This window comes from Achromobacter pestifer (assembly GCF_013267355.1).
In the GTDB taxonomy this organism is placed as follows: Bacteria; Pseudomonadota; Gammaproteobacteria; order Burkholderiales; family Burkholderiaceae_B; genus Achromobacter; species Achromobacter pestifer_A.
The window spans coordinates 5,045,945-5,065,589 of record NZ_CP053985.1 but is presented as its reverse complement, the minus strand read 5'-3'; the positions used below and the strand labels follow the sequence as shown (position 1 = coordinate 5,065,589).

The 19,645-nt window shown below is 66.1% G+C and carries 19 protein-coding genes; 2 read left to right on the top strand and 17 right to left on the bottom strand.

Going from position 1 to position 19,645, the window contains the following annotated elements:
* Positions 1-153: 153 nt before the first annotated feature.
* The 10 genes from uvrC to FOC84_RS23950 form a co-directional block, all read right to left on the bottom strand.
* Positions 154-1,980 carry an excinuclease ABC subunit UvrC gene (gene uvrC, locus FOC84_RS23995; protein WP_173146651.1) on the bottom strand — a complete coding sequence of 609 codons (1,827 nt, stop codon included), beginning with the start codon at positions 1,978-1,980 and terminating at the stop codon, positions 154-156.
* Positions 1,943-3,001 (bottom strand): beta-N-acetylhexosaminidase, encoded by a 1,059-nt coding sequence (gene nagZ / locus FOC84_RS23990; RefSeq protein WP_173146650.1) that lies wholly within the window; start codon positions 2,999-3,001, stop codon positions 1,943-1,945. Before nagZ ends, uvrC begins: the two co-directional genes overlap by 38 nt.
* A 57-nt stretch (positions 3,002-3,058) precedes the next feature.
* A complete protein-coding gene (gene acpS, locus FOC84_RS23985) occupies positions 3,059-3,490 on the bottom strand; it encodes a holo-ACP synthase (RefSeq protein WP_054452884.1) in 432 nt (143 codons plus the stop codon).
* 46 nt (positions 3,491-3,536) lie between these two features.
* Positions 3,537-4,277, bottom strand: a complete 741-nt coding sequence (gene pdxJ, locus FOC84_RS23980; RefSeq protein ID WP_173146649.1) for a pyridoxine 5'-phosphate synthase — start codon at positions 4,275-4,277, stop codon at positions 3,537-3,539.
* The gene (locus tag FOC84_RS23975; RefSeq protein ID WP_173146648.1) at positions 4,274-5,761 is read right to left on the bottom strand and encodes an efflux transporter outer membrane subunit; all 1,488 of its coding nucleotides are present in this window, start codon (positions 5,759-5,761) and stop codon (positions 4,274-4,276) included. The genes pdxJ and FOC84_RS23975 overlap by 4 nt, the downstream gene beginning before the upstream one ends.
* A complete protein-coding gene (locus tag FOC84_RS23970; RefSeq protein ID WP_173146647.1) occupies positions 5,758-8,991 on the bottom strand; it encodes an efflux RND transporter permease subunit in 3,234 nt (1,077 codons plus the stop codon). The genes FOC84_RS23975 and FOC84_RS23970 overlap by 4 nt, the downstream gene beginning before the upstream one ends.
* Before the next feature lie 62 nt (positions 8,992-9,053).
* Positions 9,054-10,316 carry an efflux RND transporter periplasmic adaptor subunit gene (locus FOC84_RS23965; protein WP_173146646.1) on the bottom strand — a complete coding sequence of 421 codons (1,263 nt, stop codon included), beginning with the start codon at positions 10,314-10,316 and terminating at the stop codon, positions 9,054-9,056.
* Between the two features lie 195 nt (positions 10,317-10,511).
* The gene (locus tag FOC84_RS23960) at positions 10,512-10,877 is read right to left on the bottom strand and encodes a helix-turn-helix domain-containing protein (protein WP_173146645.1); all 366 of its coding nucleotides are present in this window, start codon (positions 10,875-10,877) and stop codon (positions 10,512-10,514) included.
* A gap of 194 nt (positions 10,878-11,071) precedes the next feature.
* On the bottom strand, positions 11,072-12,265 hold the full coding sequence (locus FOC84_RS23955) for a DUF3734 domain-containing protein (RefSeq protein WP_173146644.1): 1,194 nt from the start codon (positions 12,263-12,265) through the stop codon (positions 11,072-11,074).
* 33 nt (positions 12,266-12,298) lie between these two features.
* On the bottom strand, positions 12,299-12,889 hold the full coding sequence (locus tag FOC84_RS23950; RefSeq protein WP_173146643.1) for a DUF4136 domain-containing protein: 591 nt from the start codon (positions 12,887-12,889) through the stop codon (positions 12,299-12,301).
* Between the two features lie 157 nt (positions 12,890-13,046).
* Here FOC84_RS23950 and FOC84_RS23945 point away from each other — a divergent pair, with 157 nt between their 5' ends.
* Positions 13,047-13,841 (top strand): TOBE domain-containing protein, encoded by a 795-nt coding sequence (locus FOC84_RS23945; RefSeq protein WP_173146642.1) that lies wholly within the window; start codon positions 13,047-13,049, stop codon positions 13,839-13,841.
* Positions 13,842-13,846: 5 nt separating this feature from the next.
* Here FOC84_RS23945 and FOC84_RS23940 read toward each other — a convergent pair whose 3' ends face one another.
* The 4 genes from FOC84_RS23940 to speD form a co-directional block, all read right to left on the bottom strand.
* Positions 13,847-14,533 carry a sulfate/molybdate ABC transporter ATP-binding protein gene (locus tag FOC84_RS23940; RefSeq protein ID WP_173146641.1) on the bottom strand — a complete coding sequence of 229 codons (687 nt, stop codon included), beginning with the start codon at positions 14,531-14,533 and terminating at the stop codon, positions 13,847-13,849.
* Positions 14,530-15,216 carry a molybdate ABC transporter permease subunit gene (gene modB, locus FOC84_RS23935; RefSeq protein WP_173146640.1) on the bottom strand — a complete coding sequence of 229 codons (687 nt, stop codon included), beginning with the start codon at positions 15,214-15,216 and terminating at the stop codon, positions 14,530-14,532. Before modB ends, FOC84_RS23940 begins: the two co-directional genes overlap by 4 nt.
* Before the next feature lie 23 nt (positions 15,217-15,239).
* Positions 15,240-15,998: a molybdate ABC transporter substrate-binding protein gene (gene modA / locus FOC84_RS23930; protein ID WP_173146639.1), complete on the bottom strand. Its 759-nt coding sequence runs from the start codon at positions 15,996-15,998 to the stop codon at positions 15,240-15,242.
* A 119-nt stretch (positions 15,999-16,117) separates the two neighbouring features.
* Positions 16,118-16,468, bottom strand: a complete 351-nt coding sequence (speD, locus tag FOC84_RS23925; protein ID WP_173146638.1) for an adenosylmethionine decarboxylase — start codon at positions 16,466-16,468, stop codon at positions 16,118-16,120.
* Here speD and FOC84_RS23920 point away from each other — a divergent pair.
* The gene (locus tag FOC84_RS23920; RefSeq protein ID WP_173146637.1) at positions 16,457-16,609 is read left to right on the top strand and encodes a hypothetical protein; all 153 of its coding nucleotides are present in this window, start codon (positions 16,457-16,459) and stop codon (positions 16,607-16,609) included. The genes speD and FOC84_RS23920 overlap by 12 nt on opposite strands.
* Positions 16,610-16,636: 27 nt before the next feature.
* Here FOC84_RS23920 and FOC84_RS23915 read toward each other — a convergent pair whose 3' ends face one another.
* Genes FOC84_RS23915 through FOC84_RS23905 form a run of 3 tightly spaced genes read right to left on the bottom strand, consistent with a single transcriptional unit; the run spans position 16,637 to position 19,575 of the window.
* Positions 16,637-18,106, bottom strand: a complete 1,470-nt coding sequence (locus FOC84_RS23915) for a DUF4178 domain-containing protein (RefSeq protein ID WP_173146636.1) — start codon at positions 18,104-18,106, stop codon at positions 16,637-16,639.
* Positions 18,107-18,112: 6 nt separating this feature from the next.
* Positions 18,113-19,147, bottom strand: a complete 1,035-nt coding sequence (locus tag FOC84_RS23910; protein WP_173146635.1) for an SPFH domain-containing protein — start codon at positions 19,145-19,147, stop codon at positions 18,113-18,115.
* 41 nt (positions 19,148-19,188) lie between these two features.
* Positions 19,189-19,575, bottom strand: coding sequence for a DUF350 domain-containing protein (locus FOC84_RS23905; protein ID WP_173150368.1), 387 nt, complete (start codon positions 19,573-19,575; stop codon positions 19,189-19,191).
* Positions 19,576-19,645: the final 70 nt, after the last annotated feature.

Below are 19,645 nucleotides of genomic sequence, written 5' to 3'. Positions count from 1 at the left end.
CCCCAGGGGGGCGCCGCTGCGGACCGGCGGAGCCGGATCCGCGCGGCCCGGCTTTGCGCTACGCCCGTTGCAGCGTTTGCGGCCAGAGTCGTGAAGCATCTGCGCTGTAGGGGTGTGGAGTGCATTGGCAGCCGGCATTGACGCACAGTTGCATTACCGCAAGGCTTCATAGATGCGGATCGCCAGGTCCTGGGAAATGCCGTCGACCGAGGCCAGGTCTTCGATGCTGGCCGAGGCCACGCCGGAGAAGCCGCCGAAGCGGGCCAGCAGGCGCTGGCGGCGGCGGGCGCCGATGCCTTCGATCTCTTCCAGGCGCGACACGTTGCGGGCCTTGGCGCGGCGGGCGCGCATGCCGGTGATGGCGAAGCGGTGCGCCTCGTCGCGCACCTGGGCGATCAGCATCAGCGCGGCGGATTCGCCGCCGAGCGCGACCGGCGGCCGGGAGTCCGCGAACACCAGGGTCTCCAGGCCGACCTTGCGCCCTTCCCCCTTGGCCACGCCCACCAGCGTCTGCACATCCAGGCCCAGTTCCACGAACACCTGGCGGGCGACTTCCACCTGGCCCTTGCCGCCGTCGATCAACACCAGGCCGGGCATGGGCGCCTCGCCGTCGGCGACCTTGGCGAAGCGGCGGCTCAGCACCTGGCGCATCGCGGCGTAGTCGTCGCCCGGCGTGATGCCGCCGATGTTGTAGCGGCGGTACAGCGAAGGCTGCATATCGTGGTGCTCGAACACCACGCAGGACGCCTGGGTGGCTTCGCCTGCCGTGTGGCTGATGTCGAAACACTCGATGCGCAGCGCGTCCAGCGCGGCCTCGTCGGTATCCAGGTCCAGCGCTTCGGCCAGCGCCAGCGTACGCGCGGCGCGGGCGCCGGACTCGGTCAAGGCGCGGGCCAGGGCCATCTCGGCGTTCTTGCCCGCCTGTTCCAGCCAGGCGCGGCGCGCGCCTTGCGGGCGCGTCAGCACGCGCGACGGGCGTCCGCCCGCCTGCTCGACCAGCAGGCCGATCAGGTCGGGATCCGGCAAGGCGTGCGAACAGACCAGCACCGGCGGCATGGCATTGTCGGTGTAGTGCTGCGCCACGAAGGCTTCCAGCACCTGCGGCGCGGCCTCGCCTTCGGCATGCGAGGGAAAGAAAGGCTTGTCGCCCAGATGGCGGCCGCCTCGCACCATCGCCAGGTTGACGCAGACCTTGCCGCCCGCGATCGCCACCGCGATGATGTCGGTGTCCTCGCCGCTGACGTTCTCCATGGTCTGCTGGTGCAGCACGCGCGCCAGCGAGCCCATCTGGTCGCGCAGCGCCGCCGCTTCCTCGAAGCGCAGTTCGCTGGCGGCCTGCTGCATCCGGCTTTCGATCTCGCCCATCACGCCCTTGGCTTCCCCGTTCAGGAAGCGCACGGCGCGCTGCACATCGCGGTCGTAGTCGGCGGCTTCGATCGCGCCGACACAGGGCGCCGAACAGCGCCCGATCTGATGCAGCAGACAGGGCCGCGAACGGTTGGCAAAGACCGAGTCCTCACAGGTGCGCAGGCGGAATACCTTCTGCAGGATCTGGATGGTTTCGCGCACGGCCCAGGCGTTGGGAAACGGTCCGAAGTACTGGCCGCGCTTGTTGGTCGCGCCGCGGTAATAGGCGATGCGCGGCCAGTCATGGCCGGTGATCAGCAGGTAGGGATAAGACTTGTCGTCGCGGAACAGGATGTTGTAGCGCGGCTTCAGCGTCTTGATGAGGTTGTTTTCGAGGATCAGCGCTTCCGCTTCGGAGCGCGTCACCGTCACCTCCAGCCGCGCCACCTTCGCCACCATCTGGGCGATGCGGGGGCTGGCCAGGTTCTTCTGGAAATACGACGAGACGCGCTTCTTCAGGTCGCGCGCCTTGCCGACATACATGACCTCGCCGGCCGCATCCAGATGCCGGTACACGCCCGGCAGATGCGGCAGGTCAGCCAGGAACGATTTGAGATTGAAGTCGTCGGGCATTCTGGTAACGGCTTTCAGCCTGCAAGGTATCCCAGTCCGGCGCGTCAAAGCGCGGCATCAGGCGGCGGATGCGGGCCACGGACTCGGGCGCGTGTGCGAACTTCAGGCGTTCGAGCAAGTCGTCCGCCAGGTCCGGCCGGTTGCACACCAGCACCATGTCGCAGCCCGCGCCCAGCGCCGCGTTGGCGCGGTCCAGGATGTCGCCCGCCACCGAGGCGCCTTCCATGGTCAGGTCATCCGAGAACACCACCCCATCGTAGCCCAGGCGGGTGCGCAGGATGTCCTGCACCCAGCGCTTGGAAAAGCCGGCCGGGTGCTTGTCGACCTTGGGATAGATCACATGCGCGGGCATCACCGACGGCAGCACCGCGTCGCCCAGCCAGGCGTACGGGGCGGCATCGTCCTTCAGGATCTTGTCCAGCGGACGCGGGTCCACCGGGATCTCGTGGTGCGAATCCGCTTCCACGAAACCATGGCCGGGGAAGTGCTTGCCGCAAGCCGACATGCCCGCCAGCTGCAGGCCCTGGATCAGCGCGCGCGACAGCATCGTGACCACCCGCGGGTCCTGATGGAAGGCGCGGGTGCCGATCACCTTGCTGACGCCATAGTCCAGGTCCAGCACGGGGGTGAAGCTCATGTCCACGCCGCAGGCGCGCAGCTCGGCGGCCAGCACGTAGCCGGCTTCGGTCGCAAGGCGCATGGCTTGCAGGGGATCGCGGTCCCACAGCGCGCCCAGGTCGCGCATGGCGGGCAGCGGCGTGAAACCGTCTTCGCGGAAACGCTGCACGCGGCCGCCTTCATGGTCCACCAGGATCAGCAGGGGCTCCTTGCGGGCCTTGTGGATCTGGCGCGTCAGCTCGGTGAGCTGCTTGCGGTTTTCGAAATTGCGCGCAAACAGAATCACGCCGCCCACCAGCGGATGGCGCAGGCGCTTCTTTTCCGCCTTCGTCAGCGTGCATCCCGCCACGTCGACCATCACGGGGCCGGGCGGCAGGACCGCCCTGGATTTCTTCTTGGCCATGTCAGGCTGTCCTTCTGTCTAAGTCTGGCAAGCCGGCGGCGGACACGGGTCCGCGGATCAGGGCTTGCGTTCGACCACCACGTAAGCGGCGGCCATGTCGGATTCGTCGGTAATGGAAACATGCGCCGCGCCGAAACGCTGCTCATACCATTGCAGCAGTTCGGGCGCGATCACCAGCACGGGACGCCCGCCAGGCGCGTTCAAGGTCTGCACCCGGCGCCACGTCATGGGCATGCGCATGCCCAGGCCGATGGCCTTGGAAAACGCCTCCTTGGCCGCAAATCGGGTCGCCAGGAAACGCAGGCCGCGCACCGGGTCGCGGGCGCGGCGCGCATGGAACTTCTGCAGTTCCTCGACGCCCAGGATCTTTTCCGCGAAGCGGTCGCCGTGTCGCGCCAGCGCGCGCTCGATGCGGTCGATGCGCAGCAGGTCCATGCCGATCCCGGCAATGGCGCCTGCGGGCGCGGCGGGGCGGGAAGCGTCGGACATGGGAATCAGCGCGCAGCCAGAGGCAAGAACGGGACCGGGGCCGCGATCACAGCCCGCGCAGCGCTTGCAGGCGAGCCTGCACCATCAGCGCCTTCATGTCGCGCACCGCTTTTTCCCAGCCGTCGAACACCGCCTGCGCCACGATGGCGTGGCCGATGTTGAGTTCGGCAATGCCTTCCAGCGCGGCCACCGGCTTGACGTTGCCGTAATGCAGGCCGTGGCCGGCATTCACGCGCAAGCCATGGCGCAGCCCTTCGGTCACGGCCAGGCGCAGTCGCTTCAGTTCGGCCTCGGCGGCCTCTCCTTCAGCCTCGGCGTAGGCGCCGGTATGCAATTCGATCACTGGCGCGCCGGCCTTGGCCGCGGCCGCGATCTGCTCCGGATCCGGATCGATGAAAAGCGACACGCGGATGCCGGCCTCGGCCAGCAGGCCCACCGCATCCGACACGGGTCCCATGGCGCCCGCCACTTCCAGGCCGCCCTCGGTCGTGAGTTCGGTGCGCTTTTCCGGCACCAGGCAGACGTCGCTGGGCTTGACCGCGCAGGCGATCTCCAGCATTTCCGCCGTGACCGCGCATTCCAGATTCATGCGCGTGCGCAGTTGCGGACGCATGGCGTAGACGTCCTTGTCCTGGATGTGGCGCCGGTCTTCGCGCAGATGCAGCGTGATCAGGTCGGCGCCGGCGTCCTCCGCGCGCAGCGCGGCCAGGACCGGGTCCGGATAGGCCGTGTGGCGTTGTTGCCGCAGCGTGGCAACGTGATCGATGTTTACACCAAGTTCTATCATTGCACTTTCGTCGTTTCTTCCCAGCCGCCGCCCAGGGCCTTGTACAGTTCGACGCGGTTGATCAGCGCCGCCAGACCGGTCTGGACCAGGGAGAGCTGGGCATTGAAAAAGTCCACCTGCGCGGTCTGCACCTGCAAGTAGCTGTCGATACCATTGGTATAGCGCAAATTCGACAGTTCCAGCGTGCGCCCGGTCGCATCCTGCAAGGCGCGCTGAGCGTCCAGCTGCGCCCCGTAGGTGGCTTCGCCCGCCAGCGCGTCCGACACTTCGCGGAATGCCTGCTGGATGGACTGTTCGTACTGCGCCACGGCGATATTGTCGCGCGCCTTGGCCAGGTTCAGCCCTTCGCGGATGCTGCCGCCGGCAAACAGCGGCGTGGTGATCGAAGGCGAAAAGCTCCAATAGCCCTGGCCGCCCTTGAACAGGTCGCCCAACGAGGGGCTGGCCACGCCCAGCAGGCCGGTCAGCGAGATGGTCGGGAAGAACGCCGCGCGCGCCGCGCCGATATTGGCATTGGCGGACAGCAGCTGGTTTTCCGCGGCCATGATGTCCGGACGGCGCTCAAGCAGGTCGGATGGCAGGCCCGAGGGCACCGTGGCCAGCAACTGGTCGCGGCCGAACACGGCAGGCGCCGGCAGATCCGGCGGCAGCGACGTGCCGACCAGCAGCACCAGCGCATTCATGGCCTGGGCCTGGGCGCGGGCCAGTTGCGCCAGATCGGACGAGGCCGAGTCCAGCAGCGTCTTGGCTTGGTTCAGATCCAGTTCGGACGCCACGCCGCCGTCGAAACGGCGCTTGACCAGGTCGTAGGATTCCTGGCGCGCCGCCAGGGTGCGCTTGGTCAGGTCGAGCTGGACTTCGGCGGCGCGCAGGTTGAAATACGACTGCGCGACCGAACCCACCAGCGTGATCTGCACGCTCTTCTGCGCCTGCTCCGTCGCCAGGTACTGTTGATACGCCGCCTCGGAGAGGTTGCGCAGGCGGCCGAACAGGTCGATCTCGAAGGTGGTCAGGCCGATCCCGGCCTGGTACGAACTGCTGATGGAACCCGCGCCGGCAGCCCGCATGTTCTGCGGCAGATGCTGGCGCTGGCCCTGGATGCCGGCGCCGATGCTGGGCCATTGCGCGCCGCGCTGGATGCCGTACTGGGCGCGGGCCTCTTCCACCCTTTCCACCGCCACGCGCAAGTCGCGGTTGTTGGCCAGCGACAGCTCGATCAGGCCTTGCAGGCGCGGATCGCGGAAGAACTCGCGCCAGCCCAGATTGGCGGCGGGCGTGCCTTCCTGCGGCATGACCGCGGTGGACGGCTGGGTGCCCAGCGACGTGGGCTTGGCGTAGCCGCCGTACTGGACCTTGGGCTGATCGGGCCACGTGCCGGAGACCGGCGCGTCGGGACGCTTGTAATCAGGCGCCAGCGAGCAGCCGGCCAACGCCACCGCCACGAAAGCGGACAAGGCGGTCTGTTTGAACTTCAGGGCTTTCATTCCTTGCCCTCCTGGCCACCGTTGGGTTGTGCGGGGTGTTGCGCGGCGGCGTCCGGTGCAGCCTGTCCGGCTGCAGCCTTCTTGGCCGCCTGCTCTTCTTCGAAGGCGCGCAGTTCGGCGCCCAGCAGGCGCGGCCGGGTCTTGAACAGGCCCAGCACCACCACGAAGAAGGTCGGCACGAAAATCACCGCGAACGGCGTGGCGGCCAACATGCCGCCCAGCACGCCCAGACCCACGGCGCGCTGGCTGGCGGCGCCTGCGCCGGTCGCCATGGCCAGGGGCACCACGCCCAGGATGAAGGCCAGCGAGGTCATCAGGATGGGGCGGAAACGCAGTCTCGCGGCTTCCACCGCGGACTCGTACAGCCCCATGCCGCGGGCGTATTGGTCCTTGGCGAACTCCACGATAAGAATGGCGTTCTTGGCCGCCAAGCCGATCACGGTCACCATGCCCACCTGGAAGTACACGTCGTTGGACATGCCCAGCGCGCTGATCAGCGCCACCGCGCCCAACATGCCCAGCGGCACCACCAGCATCACCGAAATCGGGATGGCCCAGCTTTCATACAGGGCGGCCAGCACCAGGAACACCACCAGCAGCGACAAGCCCATCAGGATCGGAGCCTGGTTGCCGGCCTGGCGTTCCTGGTAGGAAAGGCCGTTCCATTCGTAGCCGAAGCCCTGCGGCAACTGGCCCACCAGGCGCTCCATCTCGGCCATCGCCTCGCCCGTGGTGTAGCCAGGCGCGGCGTCGCCGCCGATACGCATGGACTCGTAGCTGTTGTAGCGCACCACCTGCACCGGACCCTGCTTCCATTCGGCCTTGACGAAGGTGGACAGCGGCACCATGCCGCCCTGGCCGTTGCGCGCATTCAACTGCAGCACGTCATTGAGCTGCATGCGGTACGGCGCGTCGGCCTGCACCCAGATGTTCTGCATCCGGCCCAGGTTGGGGAACTTGCTGAGGTAGGCGGAACCGACCGCGGTGGAGATCAGCGAGGCGGCCTCGTTGAAGTCCACGCCCAGCGCGGCCGCCTTCTCGCGGTCGATCGTCAGGTTGAGCTGCGCGCCCGGCCCGAGGCCGGTAATACGCACCTGCGACAGCACCGGGCTCTTCATGACCAGGCCCATCAGTTCGCCCGTCGCCGCAGCCAGGGCGGCGGAACCCGCCGCGCCGCGGTCCTGCAGGCGGAAGTCGAAGCCGGTAGCGTTGCCCAGCGACGAAATGGCGGGCGGCACCAAGGTGAACACCTGCGCGTCATGGATGCCCATCAGCTGCTTTTCGAAGGCCCGGAAGGCGATCGCGCCCGCGGAATCCTTGCGTTCCTTGCGCTCGCTGAAGTCCTTCAGCGTAACGAAGGCGATAGCGGCGTTCAGGCCGTTGCCGTTGAAGCTGTAGCCCTGCACGGCAATGATGTTCTCGACCGCCGGCACGCCCGAGAAGTATTTCTCGACCTGCTCGATGACCTCGACCGTGCGGTTGGCGGTGGCGCCGGTGGGCAGCTCGATGTTGCTGACCACATAGCCCTGATCTTCCTCGGGCAGGAAGGACGAAGGCAGGCGCAGGTACAGCCAGCCCAGCAGCACGACCAGCACCAGGAACGCCAGCATCATGCGGCCGCCCTTGTGCAGCATGCGCGACACCCAGTTCTGGTAGTTATGGGTGGTGGCGTCGAACTTGCGGTTGAACCAGCCGAAGAAGCCCTTCTTGTCCTCGTGGTGACCCTTGGGCACCGGCTTGAGGATGGTGGCGCACAGCGCCGGGGTGAAGGTCAGGGCCAGCAGCGCCGAGAAGAAGATGGACACGGCCATCGCGATCGAGAACTGGCGATAGATCACGCCCACCGAACCGCTCATGAAGGCCAGGGGCAGGAACACCGTCACCAGCACCAGCGTGATGCCGATGATGGCGCCGCTGATCTGCGGCATGGCCTTCTTGGTGGCCTCCTTGGGTGGCAAGCCCTCTGTGGACATGATCCGCTCGACGTTCTCCACCACCACGATGGCGTCGTCCACCAGAATCCCGATGGCCAGCACCATGGCGAACATGGTCAGCACGTTGATGGAGAATCCAAGCGCCAGCATCACCGCGAACGCCCCCAGCATGGCCACCGGCACGACCAGGGCCGGGATCAGGGTATAGCGGACGTTCTGCAGGAACAGGTACATCACCAGGAACACCAGCACCATGGCTTCCGCCAGGGTGTGGACCACCTGCTCGATGGACACCTTCACGTAGGGCGCGGTGTCGTACGGAATGGAGTACTTGATGTTGCCCGGGAAGTACTTGGACAGTTCCTCCATCTGCTGGCGCACGCCCTGCGCGGTGGCCAGCGCGTTCGCGTTCGGCGACAGCACGATGGCGAAGGCCGCCGTGGGCACGCCGTTCAGGCGGGCGCCAAACTGGTAATTGTCCGCGCCGACTTCGATGCGGGCGACGTCGCGCAGCAGCACCTTGGAGCCGTCGGTATTGGCGCGCAGGACGATCTTGCCGAAGCCTTCCACCGTGCTCAGTTGGCCGTTGGCCGTGACCGTGGCGGTGATGCGCTGCGAATCCGGGTTGGGCGGCGCGCCGATGCTGCCGCCGGAAATCACCACGTTCTGCTGGGCGATGGCCTGGTTGACCTGCGACATGCTCAGGTTGAAACCGACCAGCTTGGCGGGATCGACCCACACGCGCATGGCGCGCGGCGCCGCGAACAACTGGAACTGGCCCACGCCGGGCACGCGCGACACCGGGTTCTTGATGTTGCGGGTGATGTAGTCGGCCAGCGCGGTCTGGTCCAGCGACCCGTCGGTGGACGACACCGCCGCCACCATCAGGAAGCCGGTACTGGTCTGCTCATACTGCAGGCCCTGCTGCTGCACGGCGGTGGGCAACTGCGCGACCACGTTGGACACGCGGTTCTGCACGTCCACCTGCGCCAAGTCCGGGTTGGTCCCCGGAGCGAAGGTCGCGGTGATGGTCGAGGTGCCGTAGGAATCGCTGACCGACTCGTAGTAGATCAGGCCCTTGGCGCCGTTGAGCTGGTCTTCGATGATACTGGTGACCTGCTCGGCCACTTCGTTGGCCGAAGCGCCGGGATAGGTCGCCGTGATCGTGATCGCTGGCGGCGCCACGTCCGGGTACTGCGAGATCGGCATGTTCGGAATCGCCAACACCCCGGCCAGCAGGATGAACAGGGCGACTACCCAGGCGAAAATCGGTCTATCAATAAAAAATTGCGGCATGTGGGCTGACTCTGAAAGCGATGCTCACCAAAGAGGAACGCGGCGCTTGCGCCGCGTGCCGCTTAAGATTTCTGGCCTGCGGCCTTGTCTTGCTGCGCAGGCTCGGCCGGCTTGGCGCCAGGCTGCGGGGCGGATTCCGCGGGCTTGGCGCCCGGTTGCGCGGGGGCCTGGCCGCCCGGCGCGGGCGTGCCGCTCTTCCATTCGCTGGCCTGCACCGGAGCGCCGGGCCGGACCTTCTGGAATCCTTCCACCACGACCACGTCGCCAGCCTTCAGGCCGCTGGTGACGATCCAGTTGCTCTTGAGCGCGCCGCCGGTGGTGACCGGAATCTGTTCGATCTTGTTGTCCTTGACCAGCATCAGGCTCTGCAGGCCGTCCGCGGTACGCTGCAGCGCCTGCTGCGGCACCATCAGGGCCTTGTCGTCCACGCCCTGCTCCAGACGCACGCGCACATACATGCCGGGCAGCAGGATGCCGTCGGGGTTGGGGACTTCGGCGCGCAGGTTCACCTGGCCCGTGGTCGGATCCACGGTGATGCCGGTGAACAGCAGCTTGCCCGGCTGGCCATATTCGGAGCCGTCTTCCAGCACGATGGTGGCGCGCGCCGTATCCTTGCCGACCTGCTGCAGCTGACCGCTGGCGAAGGCGCGGCGCAGGGACGCGAGTTCCGCGGTGGACTGGGTGAAGTCCACGTAGATCGGATCCAACTGCTGCACCGTGGCCATCTGCGTGGCCGAGGTGGCCTCGACCAGCGCGCCTTCGGTAACCAGCGGTTTGCCGATGCGGCCGGTGATGGGCGAGGTGACGTCGGTGTAGCCGAGGTTGATCGCGGCGTTGTCCTGCGCCGCGCGGGCGGCGGCGACAGCGGCGTCCGCCTGGCGGTACGAGGCCACGGCGTTGTCGTATTCCTGCTTGCTGACGGCGTTGGCCTTGACCAGCGGCGCATAGCGGTCGGCCAGCAGCTTGGCGCTGAACAGAGTGGCCTGGGCCTGCTTGAGCTGCGCCGTCGCCTGATCGTAGGTGGCCTTGTACTGGGCCGGATCGATCTTGAAGAGCAGCTGGTTTTCCTTGACGTCACCGCCTTGCTCGAAGGCGATCTTCTGGACGATACCGGTGACCCGCGCACGGATCTGTGCGTCCCGCACGGCATCGACACGGCCGGGCAGTTCGGACACGATGGGCGCGCGCTGCGGCTGAATCGTAATGACGCTGACCTGGGGCATGCCTGGATTCATGTGCGGCTTTTCACCGCAACCAGCCAATATCAGTGCGAGGACCCCGCCGGAAAAAGCCAGCCCTGAAACACGTTTAGGCGAAAACCGCATTGAAACCCCCGCGTAGCGTAATTAACCGTAATCGCGTCATGTAACCGCAGTATTTGAATGCGGCTCAGGCCACGATCAAATGAGAAGCATGCGTCCAAGGCACGTAATCAGCCCAGTAATGTAACTCAGTTATTGGGGAAATCACTGATTTTTAGTGCCTCAAATACCACTACCGGGGGGATTTCATACAACAGATCAGTTCTCGGAAAGCTCTCGCAACTTGCCCAGAAACACATAGCCCATGCCGTGCACCGTATGCAGCGGCAGCCGGGCGCCAGCCAGCAGGACCTTGCCGCGCAGGCGGCAAATCGCCACGTTCAGCGTGCGCATCGTGGTGCGCCTGCGCACGGCCATGAATTCATCGCGCCGCAATTCCCTGGCGGGATTGCCCGCCAGGCAAAGCAGGCAAGTGCGTTCCAGGGCGGTCAGGCCGATGCGGATGCCATGAGGCGTAAGCAGGGTCCAGCCCTGGTAGACCAGGGTCCACCAGCCGTCCATGGCATAGGGAATGTCGGCCGCGCGGGCGGGCGCGACCTGGGCAAGGCGAGCGGGGGCATTCACGACGGGTCTCCACCAGGACGGCCCGCGCCGCGCGGGATGGCGGCCGGCTCCCGGAACAAGGCTGCAATTTGCCCCGAAAGACTACCGCCGGAACCCACTGACATTGAAGTTGCAAGGCATCTATAAGACCAATCCGATCAGAAAGCTGTCCCGCCCCTATCCAAAAACGTAGCGCTCGCCACTGCCCCGCCAGTTCAGGTGCGCTTGCCGTTGCGATGGATATCGTGCGTGACGAAACAGCTGTTCTCGGTCGGCCGGGCCAGGATGCCGGGCTTGGCCAGCGTGGCGCGGATGTCGGCCAAGCCGGACTCCCAGTGCTCGCGCATGGCCTCGGTGCCGAACTCGTAGTCCTTGGAGTAACGCTCCCGATGCTTGGACTCGTAGATGAGGTTGATGATGTTGGTGGCCGGCGTATGGGACAGCCTGCGGATGTCGTCGAATTCAGCCGCGTTGCGCTCGGCTTGCGGCAGCTTCGCCAGCAAACGCTGCAAGCCGTGCCTCAGCTTGAGCACGCGCCGCAGCTGGTCCGTGACCAGGCGGGTCCGGCTGGAGTACTGGATGTCCTTCTGGCGCTCGGCCACTTCCTCCAGATTGGTCGGCAGACCGCCGCGCGCGGGCCACAGGTCGACCTGGAACGCCAGCGTATCCCGCATGTTGTCGGTGGTCAGCACCTGGGCCAGCGGCGTGTTGGACACGACGCCGCCGTCCCAGTAGTGCTCGCCGTCGATCTCGACGGAGGGAAAGCCTGGCGGCAAGGCGCCCGAGGCCATGATGTGTTCCGGGGCCAGGGTGTCCTTCAGGCTGTCGAAATAGGCGAAGTTGCCGGTCCGCACATTGACCACGCCGAAACTGGCGCGCACGGCGCCGCTGTTGAGCAGGTCGAAATCCACGAACTCCCGCAGGGTCGCGGCCAGCGGCGTGGTGTCGTAGAAGCTGGTGGACGCCGCCCCCCTGCCGTGCACCAGGTAGGGCGGCGGAAAACGCGGTTTGAAAAAGCCCGGCTGCCCCGAAAACAAGGCCTGGAATGCCGAGACATGCCCGTTCATGACGGGCGAGCCGAAGCCGAACGGCAAACCCTCGAACATGGGACCGAGCGTCTCGCCCCAGGGCACCGAAGCAAAGCCCGCCGGGCGGCAGATGCTCTCCCAGAAACCGCGCAGGCGCTCCACGCGCTCATCCTCGGGGGAACCCGCGATGATCGCCGCGTTGATCGACCCGATGGAGATGCCGGAAATCCAGTTGGGCCGGATACCCGCTTCGTGCAGCCCCTGATACACCCCGGCCTGGTAGGCCCCCAGCGCTCCGCCGCCCTGCAACACCAGGGCGACGACTTCATAGGGCGGCGTATCGCCGGTGTCTTGCTTGGGGGCCTTGCGGCGAGTACTCATACGGCTTCCTCTAGGCAGGGCTGGCGGACCGCCCTACTTGCTTTTTTCCGGCAGCTGCGGCGCGGCCACGCCCGCGCGGAACGGATACTTGGAGAAGATCTGCGCAACCACCTTGTCCGTGTTCTCGGACGTAGCGGCCGCATCGGGCTGGACCTCGCCCACCGCCACGCCTTCCCACACCAGTTGCCTGCGGCGCGCGTCGACGAGGTCGATGTTCAAGGTGCCCTCAGTATATTGGTAGACGTCGTCACCCCAGCCGTAGCCGGGCCAGCCGCCATAGAAGCCGCTGCGATAGCCGTAGTACGGGCCCATGGGCGGCGCAGCCGGCGTGACCTGCACCTTCTGCTGCAGCTTGGCGCTGAAGTTGACCAGCAGGTCGGGACTGGAGGCGCTGTAGGTATAGCCGCGCATTTCCATCTGGCCGCGCGTGGCATTTTTGAGGCGCTCGGTCAGCAAGGTGCTGTAGCCGGCCTTGTCGGTGCCCAGCGGCGTCATATACCCGAAGGTCCGGTACTGGGCGAAATTCGCCTGATGATCGTAGTCGCTCTTGACGTCAGGGCCGGTGGCGCAAGCCGCCAACAGCGCTGTCATGGATCCCGCAGCCAGCAATTTGAACGCTTTCATGTCGTTTTCTCCGTGAGCCCGATGCTTGAACATAGTGCCGCGAAGCCTGCAAAATTTCAACAGAATCTCATTCTCATCGCAGCCGCCACGAACCGCCAGGACAGCCCCGTCCATTACACTTTCGGTTGTCCCATACCCTGACCACGGCACAACACAGATGTTGGAACTCGACGGCTCGATTTGGTTTCGCTCCGGCGCCCAGACCTGGGGCGGAAAAAACCGCATAGACCTGTTGGCGCAGATCGACGCCACCGGCTCGATCACGGCCGCCGCGCGCGCCGTGGGCATGAGCTACAAGGGCGCCTGGGACGCCATCGACGCCATGAACAACCTGGCGGGCGAGCCTTTGGTGATCCGCGCCGCCGGCGGCAAGGGCGGCGGCGGCACGCGCCTGACCGACCGCGCGCGCGGCCTGATCGCTACCTTCCGCGCCCTGGAAGCCGAACACCGCAAGTTCATGGAAAACCTGACCCGCGCCGGCATGAACGCCAGCGGCGACATCGACCTCATGAGGCGTTTCATGCTCAAGACCAGCGCACGCAACAAACTGCTAGGCACCGTCATCCAGATCCGCGCCGGCGCCGTCAACGACGAGATCGTGCTGCGCATCGCGGGCGGCCAGACCATTACGGCCACCATCACCCGAGAAAGCACGCAGGAATTGGGCTTGGCGATGGGCAAGGAGGCGATCGCGCTGGTCAAGGCGTCGTCGGTCATCGTGGGCGCCCCCGGCCCCGGCCTGCGCCTGTCTGCGCGCAATCAGCTGCCGGGCAAGATCACCGCGCTGCGTCCGGGCGCCGTCAACAGCGAGATCCTGATCGGCCTGGACGGCGGCGTGACGCTGGCGGCCATCGTCACCAATGAGAGTGCGCAGGACCTGGCGCTGGACGTCGGCGCCGACGCGGTGGCAATCTTCAAAGCCTCCAGCGTGATCCTGGGCGTGCTGGACTAAGCCGTTCAGACGCCCACGTCCTCGTCATGGCGCCGCACCCTGCCCTCGCGCACTTCGAACACTTCGTCGGCCAGTGCGTCCACATCCGCTGGATCGTGCGTGATCAAGAGCATCGGCACGTCCAACTGGCGCTGCAAGGCGTTGAGTTCCAAGCGCATCTTGCCGCGCAGCTGCGAATCCAGCGCTGAAAAGGGTTCGTCCAGCAGCAGGATGTCCGGGCGCAGCATGAGGGCTCGCGCCAATGCCACCCGCTGCTTCTGGCCGCCCGATATCTCGCTGGGGTAACTGCCCACGATGGAGCCCAGCTCGAACGCTTCCACCCAACGCTGCGCCTCCGGCCCGACCTCGCGGCGGGGCGGATTGCGCCAGCCGCGGCGCAGCCCGAAAGCGATGTTCTGCGCCACGGTCAGATGGGGAAACAGGGCGTAGTCCTGGAACAGGTAGGCGACGCGGCGCGACTGCGCGGGCAGGTTGACGCCGCCATCCGCGTCGAACAGCACGCGGCCATTGATTTCGATGCGGCCCGAGTCCGGGCGCAGCAGGCCTGCCACCGCGCGCAGGGTCAGACTCTTGCCCGCGCCCGACGGGCCGAACAGCGCAATGCGTTTGGCCGAGGAATCGAAGGCGACGTCCAGCGCAAAGCGCCGGTCGCCGGACACCATCTGCTTGCGCACCTGGATGCTGACGCTCATGGCGCGCCCCCGTTGCGCCGGCCGCTGCTCACGGGCACCAGCTTGCCGGCCAGCAGCAGGACCACCACGCAGGTCACCGACGTGACCAGCACCAACATATTGGCCGTGGCGTCATCGCCCGCCTGCACCGCCTCGTAGATGGCGACCGACAAGGTCTGCGTGCGTCCCGGCAGGTTGCCGGCGATCATCAGCGTTGCGCCGAATTCGCCCAGCGCCCGCGCAAACGCCAGCAGCACGCCAGCGGCGATGCCGCGCGCGGCCAATGGCAAGGTGACCCGGAAGAACACTCCCGCTTCGCATACGCCCAGCACGCGCGCCGCGTTTTCCAGCTGGCTGTCGACGTTCTCGAAGGCGGCGCGGGCCGATTTGAAGACCAGCGGGAAGGCCACCACGGAAGCGGCGATCACCGCGCCCTGCCAGGTGAAGACCAGCTCGATGCCCCAGCCCGCCAGCGTCTCGCCGATGATGCCGCGGCGCCCCAGCAGCACCAGCAGGTAGTAGCCCAGCACCGTGGGCGGCAACACCAGCGGCAAGGTCAGCAGCGCGTCCAGCAGGTCGCGCCCCGGCCAGCGCCAGCGCGACAGGCCATAAGCCGCGGCCGTGCCGGCCACGGTCGCCAACAGCGTTGCCCAGCCTGCCACTTTCAGGGAAAGCAGCAGCGGCACCCAAACCGGATCACTCATCAATGCCTACGATTCAACAGGTATCAGGGCTTCTGGAAGCCGTAGCGCGACAGTATCGCCTGACCCGCGGGAGACAGCACATAGGCCACGAAACTTTCGGCTTCCTTGGCAGCGGCTTCACGGGTGGTCACGGCGATGGGATAAGTGACCGGCGTCTGCGAAGGCACGCGCACGGCCACCTTGACCTTGTCCGCCATGATGGCCGCGTCGGTTGCGAACACGAAGCCCGCGTCGACCTCGCCGCGCGCCACGTAATCCAGGCTTTGGCGCACGTTCTGGGCCAACACGCTCTTGGCCTGCACTTCCTTCCACAGCCCAGCCGCTTCCAGCGCGCCCTGCGTGTAACGGCCCACCGGCACCGATGCCGGGTTGCCGTAGGCGATGCGCTTGACATCGTCGCGGGTCAGGTCCTTGAGCGCGGTGATGTTGGCCTTGCTGTCCATCGGGACGATCAGCACCACCTGATTGGCGGCGAAGTCGACGCGGGAGGCCGGCTTGACGGCCTTTTCCTCGACCGCCTTGTCCATGGCCTTCTGATCCGCCGAGGCGAACACATCGGCCGGCGCGCCCTTGACGATCTGCTGCAGCAGCACATCGGACGCGCCGAAATTCAAGATGACCTTGGTGCCGGCATGCTCTTTTTCATAGCCCTGCGCGACTTCCTTGAAGGCGTTGGTCAGGCTGGCGGCGGCCGACACCACCAGGTCGCCGGCGCTGGCATTGGCGCTCCATGCGGCGGCCAGCGCCAAGGACAGCGCCGCGATCGGACGGTTACGTAACATGTTCTTCTCCCAGGGGAAATCGCTAAGTCGGTAACGAAATATATATAGGTATATAACGCTCGTCAATTTGGCTACCCGGGGGAGCTTTGAGCAAAATCAAGGAGTGGCGGCCGCGGGCTTCAGCCGCGCGCCACCGTGGTCGCGTGCACGGCCTCGGGCGCCAGCCGCGCCCGCAGGTGTTCCAGCGCCAGCTCGGGCCGGGCCGCGCCGCACATGAAGATGTCCAATGCCGCGAACGCATGTTCGGGCCAGGTATGGATGCTGATATGGGATTCACTCAGCAGGACCACGCCAGTCACGCCCGCGCCGTCGCCGAAATGATGAAAGTGCGCGCTCAGCACATGGGCGCCTGCGGCACGGGCTGCGGCGATCAGGTCACGTTCCAGCCCTTGCGCATCGGTCAGGCGATCCGCGAGCACGCCACGGAAATCCGCCAGCACATGGCGGCCGGGTGTGGCATGCGGGGTCACTTGTGGGATCCGCCCGAGGACCAGCCCGACCCGCCGGAGGAACTGCTGCCCCAGCTGCTGCTACTGGTGCTGCCGCCGCTGGACATGCGCGCGCCGGGCGAGCCGGCGCCGGTAGCGAATATCACCACCACGACGGCATAGACGGTATATAAGAGTTTGCCCATCCTGTTACTCGTCCTTGCCAGATAGTTTGTCCGCCACCGCCGCCGGGATCCAGAGGAACGCCAGGCCGATCAGGATCGGGACGAAGCCGCCACTGAAAATAGTGTCGATGTTCAGGAAGGCCAGCACGATCATGGCCGTCCAGGCGAACTTGCGATAGCCCCCAGGCTTGCCGCTGAGCGGCATGGCCTTCTGCTTGGCAAGTTCAGGATCGCCGAACCATTCAGCCAACTGCGCCGGCGCTACCGGCCCCGAGGCCGACCAGCCCAGTTCGGACTCGCTCAGTTCGCGGGTCAGCTTGAGGTTGCCGGCCTTGTAATCCGTGATCTTGGTGCTGTCGCCGACCTTGACGCGCCAGTTGAAGGCACCCAACGCCAACTCCACGCGCGAGGTGTAGTCATACAGCTTCTGGTAAAGATTGGAGCGCCAGCGCACGCTGCTGGCGTTGTTGTGGCTGGGCCAGGTGTCGCATACCTGCACCCGCTCCCAGCCCTCGTCGGTTTCCACCAGCCAGATGAAGCCCTTCGCGGGGTTGAACAGCAGGTACTCGATCCAGTCGGACGGCTCCTCGGGATCCGGATCGGCGCACTTCATCAGGCCGATGAGCGTATAGGACGCGCCGTCGATCTTGGCCACCGCGCCCAGCGACAGCGTGGTCTTGATGGCCTTGACCTTGCGCGCCTTCTCTATGACTTCAGCCGTGGGTCCCGAGCAATCAACGGTGGCCGCGCACGAAGGGCAGACCACTTGCGTGGCCATGGCGGCCACGAAACTTATCGGCCCGCCGCAGTTCGGGCAGTCCAGCGCCTTGATCTGGCCGCGGAAACGGCCGGCGGTCTCCTCGACCTGTTCGTTGGTCCGCAGCGACGCCGCCTGCATGGCGGACAGGTCGAACGCCTTGCCGATATACAGCTCGGGCTCGGGCCCGTCGGAAAAGTCCAGGGTCAGGAACGCGTCCAGGCTGCGGTAATCCGCCACCTTGGCCAGCCAGCCCTCGCCCGGCACGAAGGGCAGCTCGCCTTGCGTGCCGCCCGCCTGGCAGGCGCGCACGTCGGCGGCGGTAAAGCGCTGGCCGTCCAGCTTCAGTTCGTCGCCGGGCGCGATGTCGTCGAACGCGGGCATGCCCTGCGTGGACTTGACCTTGCGCCGCCGGGTCACGGCGTACTGGCCCGACGCATCCGACAGCCAGCCGTCGGAGCCGTCCTCGAACCACAGGTACCACTCGTTCCAGAAGCCTTCGCCGTAGCGCAGCTGGATGCGGCCGATCAAATCGAAGCGCTTGCCGTCATGAGTGCCGGCCGCGCCCAGGCACAAGGGCGAGTAGTCCTCCAGGACCTCGGCGGCCTCGCCGATGCGCTTGACCGACTCGGCGTCCTTCAGCAAGGTGCTGCGGCAGGCGCCGCAGACCGCCATGACCGATGCCGCGGACGTGAATTTGACTGGGGCGCCGCACTGCGGACACAGAACCTGCTGCATGGAGCCTTAGCTGGTGAGTTTCTTCAGCACTTCGGCCTTGGCCGAATCGTAGTCCGCGGCCGTGATCAGGCCCTTGTCCAGCAGATCCTTGAGCTGCTGCAGCCGCTGCGCCGGATCGCCGCCCGCGGCGGCAGGCGCCTGCGGAGCGGGTTGTTGCGCCGCCGGCTGCGGCGGCTGCCCCTGGGCGCCAGCCAAGCCCGCAGCCATGGTCTGGCCCAGCGCCGCCCCGGCCGCGAGACCCGCGCCGATGCCGGCGATGCCGCCCTCGTTCTGCGCCGCCATCGGAATGGCGGTGGCGGTCTGGTACTGGGTGAACTTGCCCAGATCGCCGGCCATGCCCATGGAGATCCGCGTATCCAGCGCCTTCTGCAGCTCTTCCGGCAGCGAAACGTTCTCGACCGTGAAGTTGTCCAGCTTGACGCCGTAGCGGTCGAACACCGGGGCCAGCTGCTCGGCGATGCTTTGCGACATCAGCCCCTGATTGCCGGCCATGTCCAGGAACGGCACCTTGGAGCCGCCCAGCGCCGTCGTCATCGCCGCGACCACCATGTTGCGCAGCTGCGTTTCCAGGTCGTCGACCGTGTACTCGTCGCGCGTGCCGCTGATCTCGCGGTAGAACTTGGCGGGATCCGAGATCTGGTAGGAATACACGCCGAAGGCGCGCAGCCGCACCATGCCGAATTCGCTGTCGCGCAGCGTCACCGGCTGGGCCGTGCCCCAGCGCCGACCCAGTTGCAGGCGCGTGCTGAAGAAGATCACGTCCGACTTGAAGGGAGACTCGAACAGCTTGTCCCAGTTCTTCAGATAGGTCAGGATCGGTAGCGTCTGCGTGGTCAGCTTGTACATGCCGGGGCCGAACACGTCGGCCACCTTGCCTTCGTTGACGAACACCGCCATCTGCGATTCGCGCACGGTCAGGCTGGCGCCGTACTGGATTTCGAAATCCTGCATGGGATGCCGCCAGGCGAGCACGCCGTCGCGGTCCTCGTTCCATTGCAGGATGTCGATGAACTGCTTGCGGATGAATGAACCGAGACTCATGAGTAGTCCTCCTGTCAGATCGGGTTCGGCGCCTGCCCGTGTCAGGTCAGGCTGGCGGCGTTGACGATGCCGGCGGCGACCGAAATCGACCCGATCAGTCCGCCCATGGCGATGTTGTTTTCTTCGATGGCTTCGTTCATGCCGCGCACGGCCTGGGACACGCCCACATAAACGACAATCTGCACCAGCATGGCCACAAGGCCCCAGAGCAGGAACATGGCATAGCTGGCGTGGATCGCGATGCTGGAGCACAAGGTGAAGCTGAAACCCACCAGCGCGCCGCCATACGACAGCACCGCGGCGATATTGCCTTCGCGGATCAGCTCGAATTCCTTGTAGCGCGTGACGGCCGTATAGACCAGGGTGAAGGCACCCAGCATGGCGAGCGCCGACGCCATATAGATCAGATAGGTCACCACCGGATGCATTGCTTCTCCCATTGCCACCCTCCTAATTGCGCGCAGTATATACGGCGCGTTCGATATACTGCGAACGCAT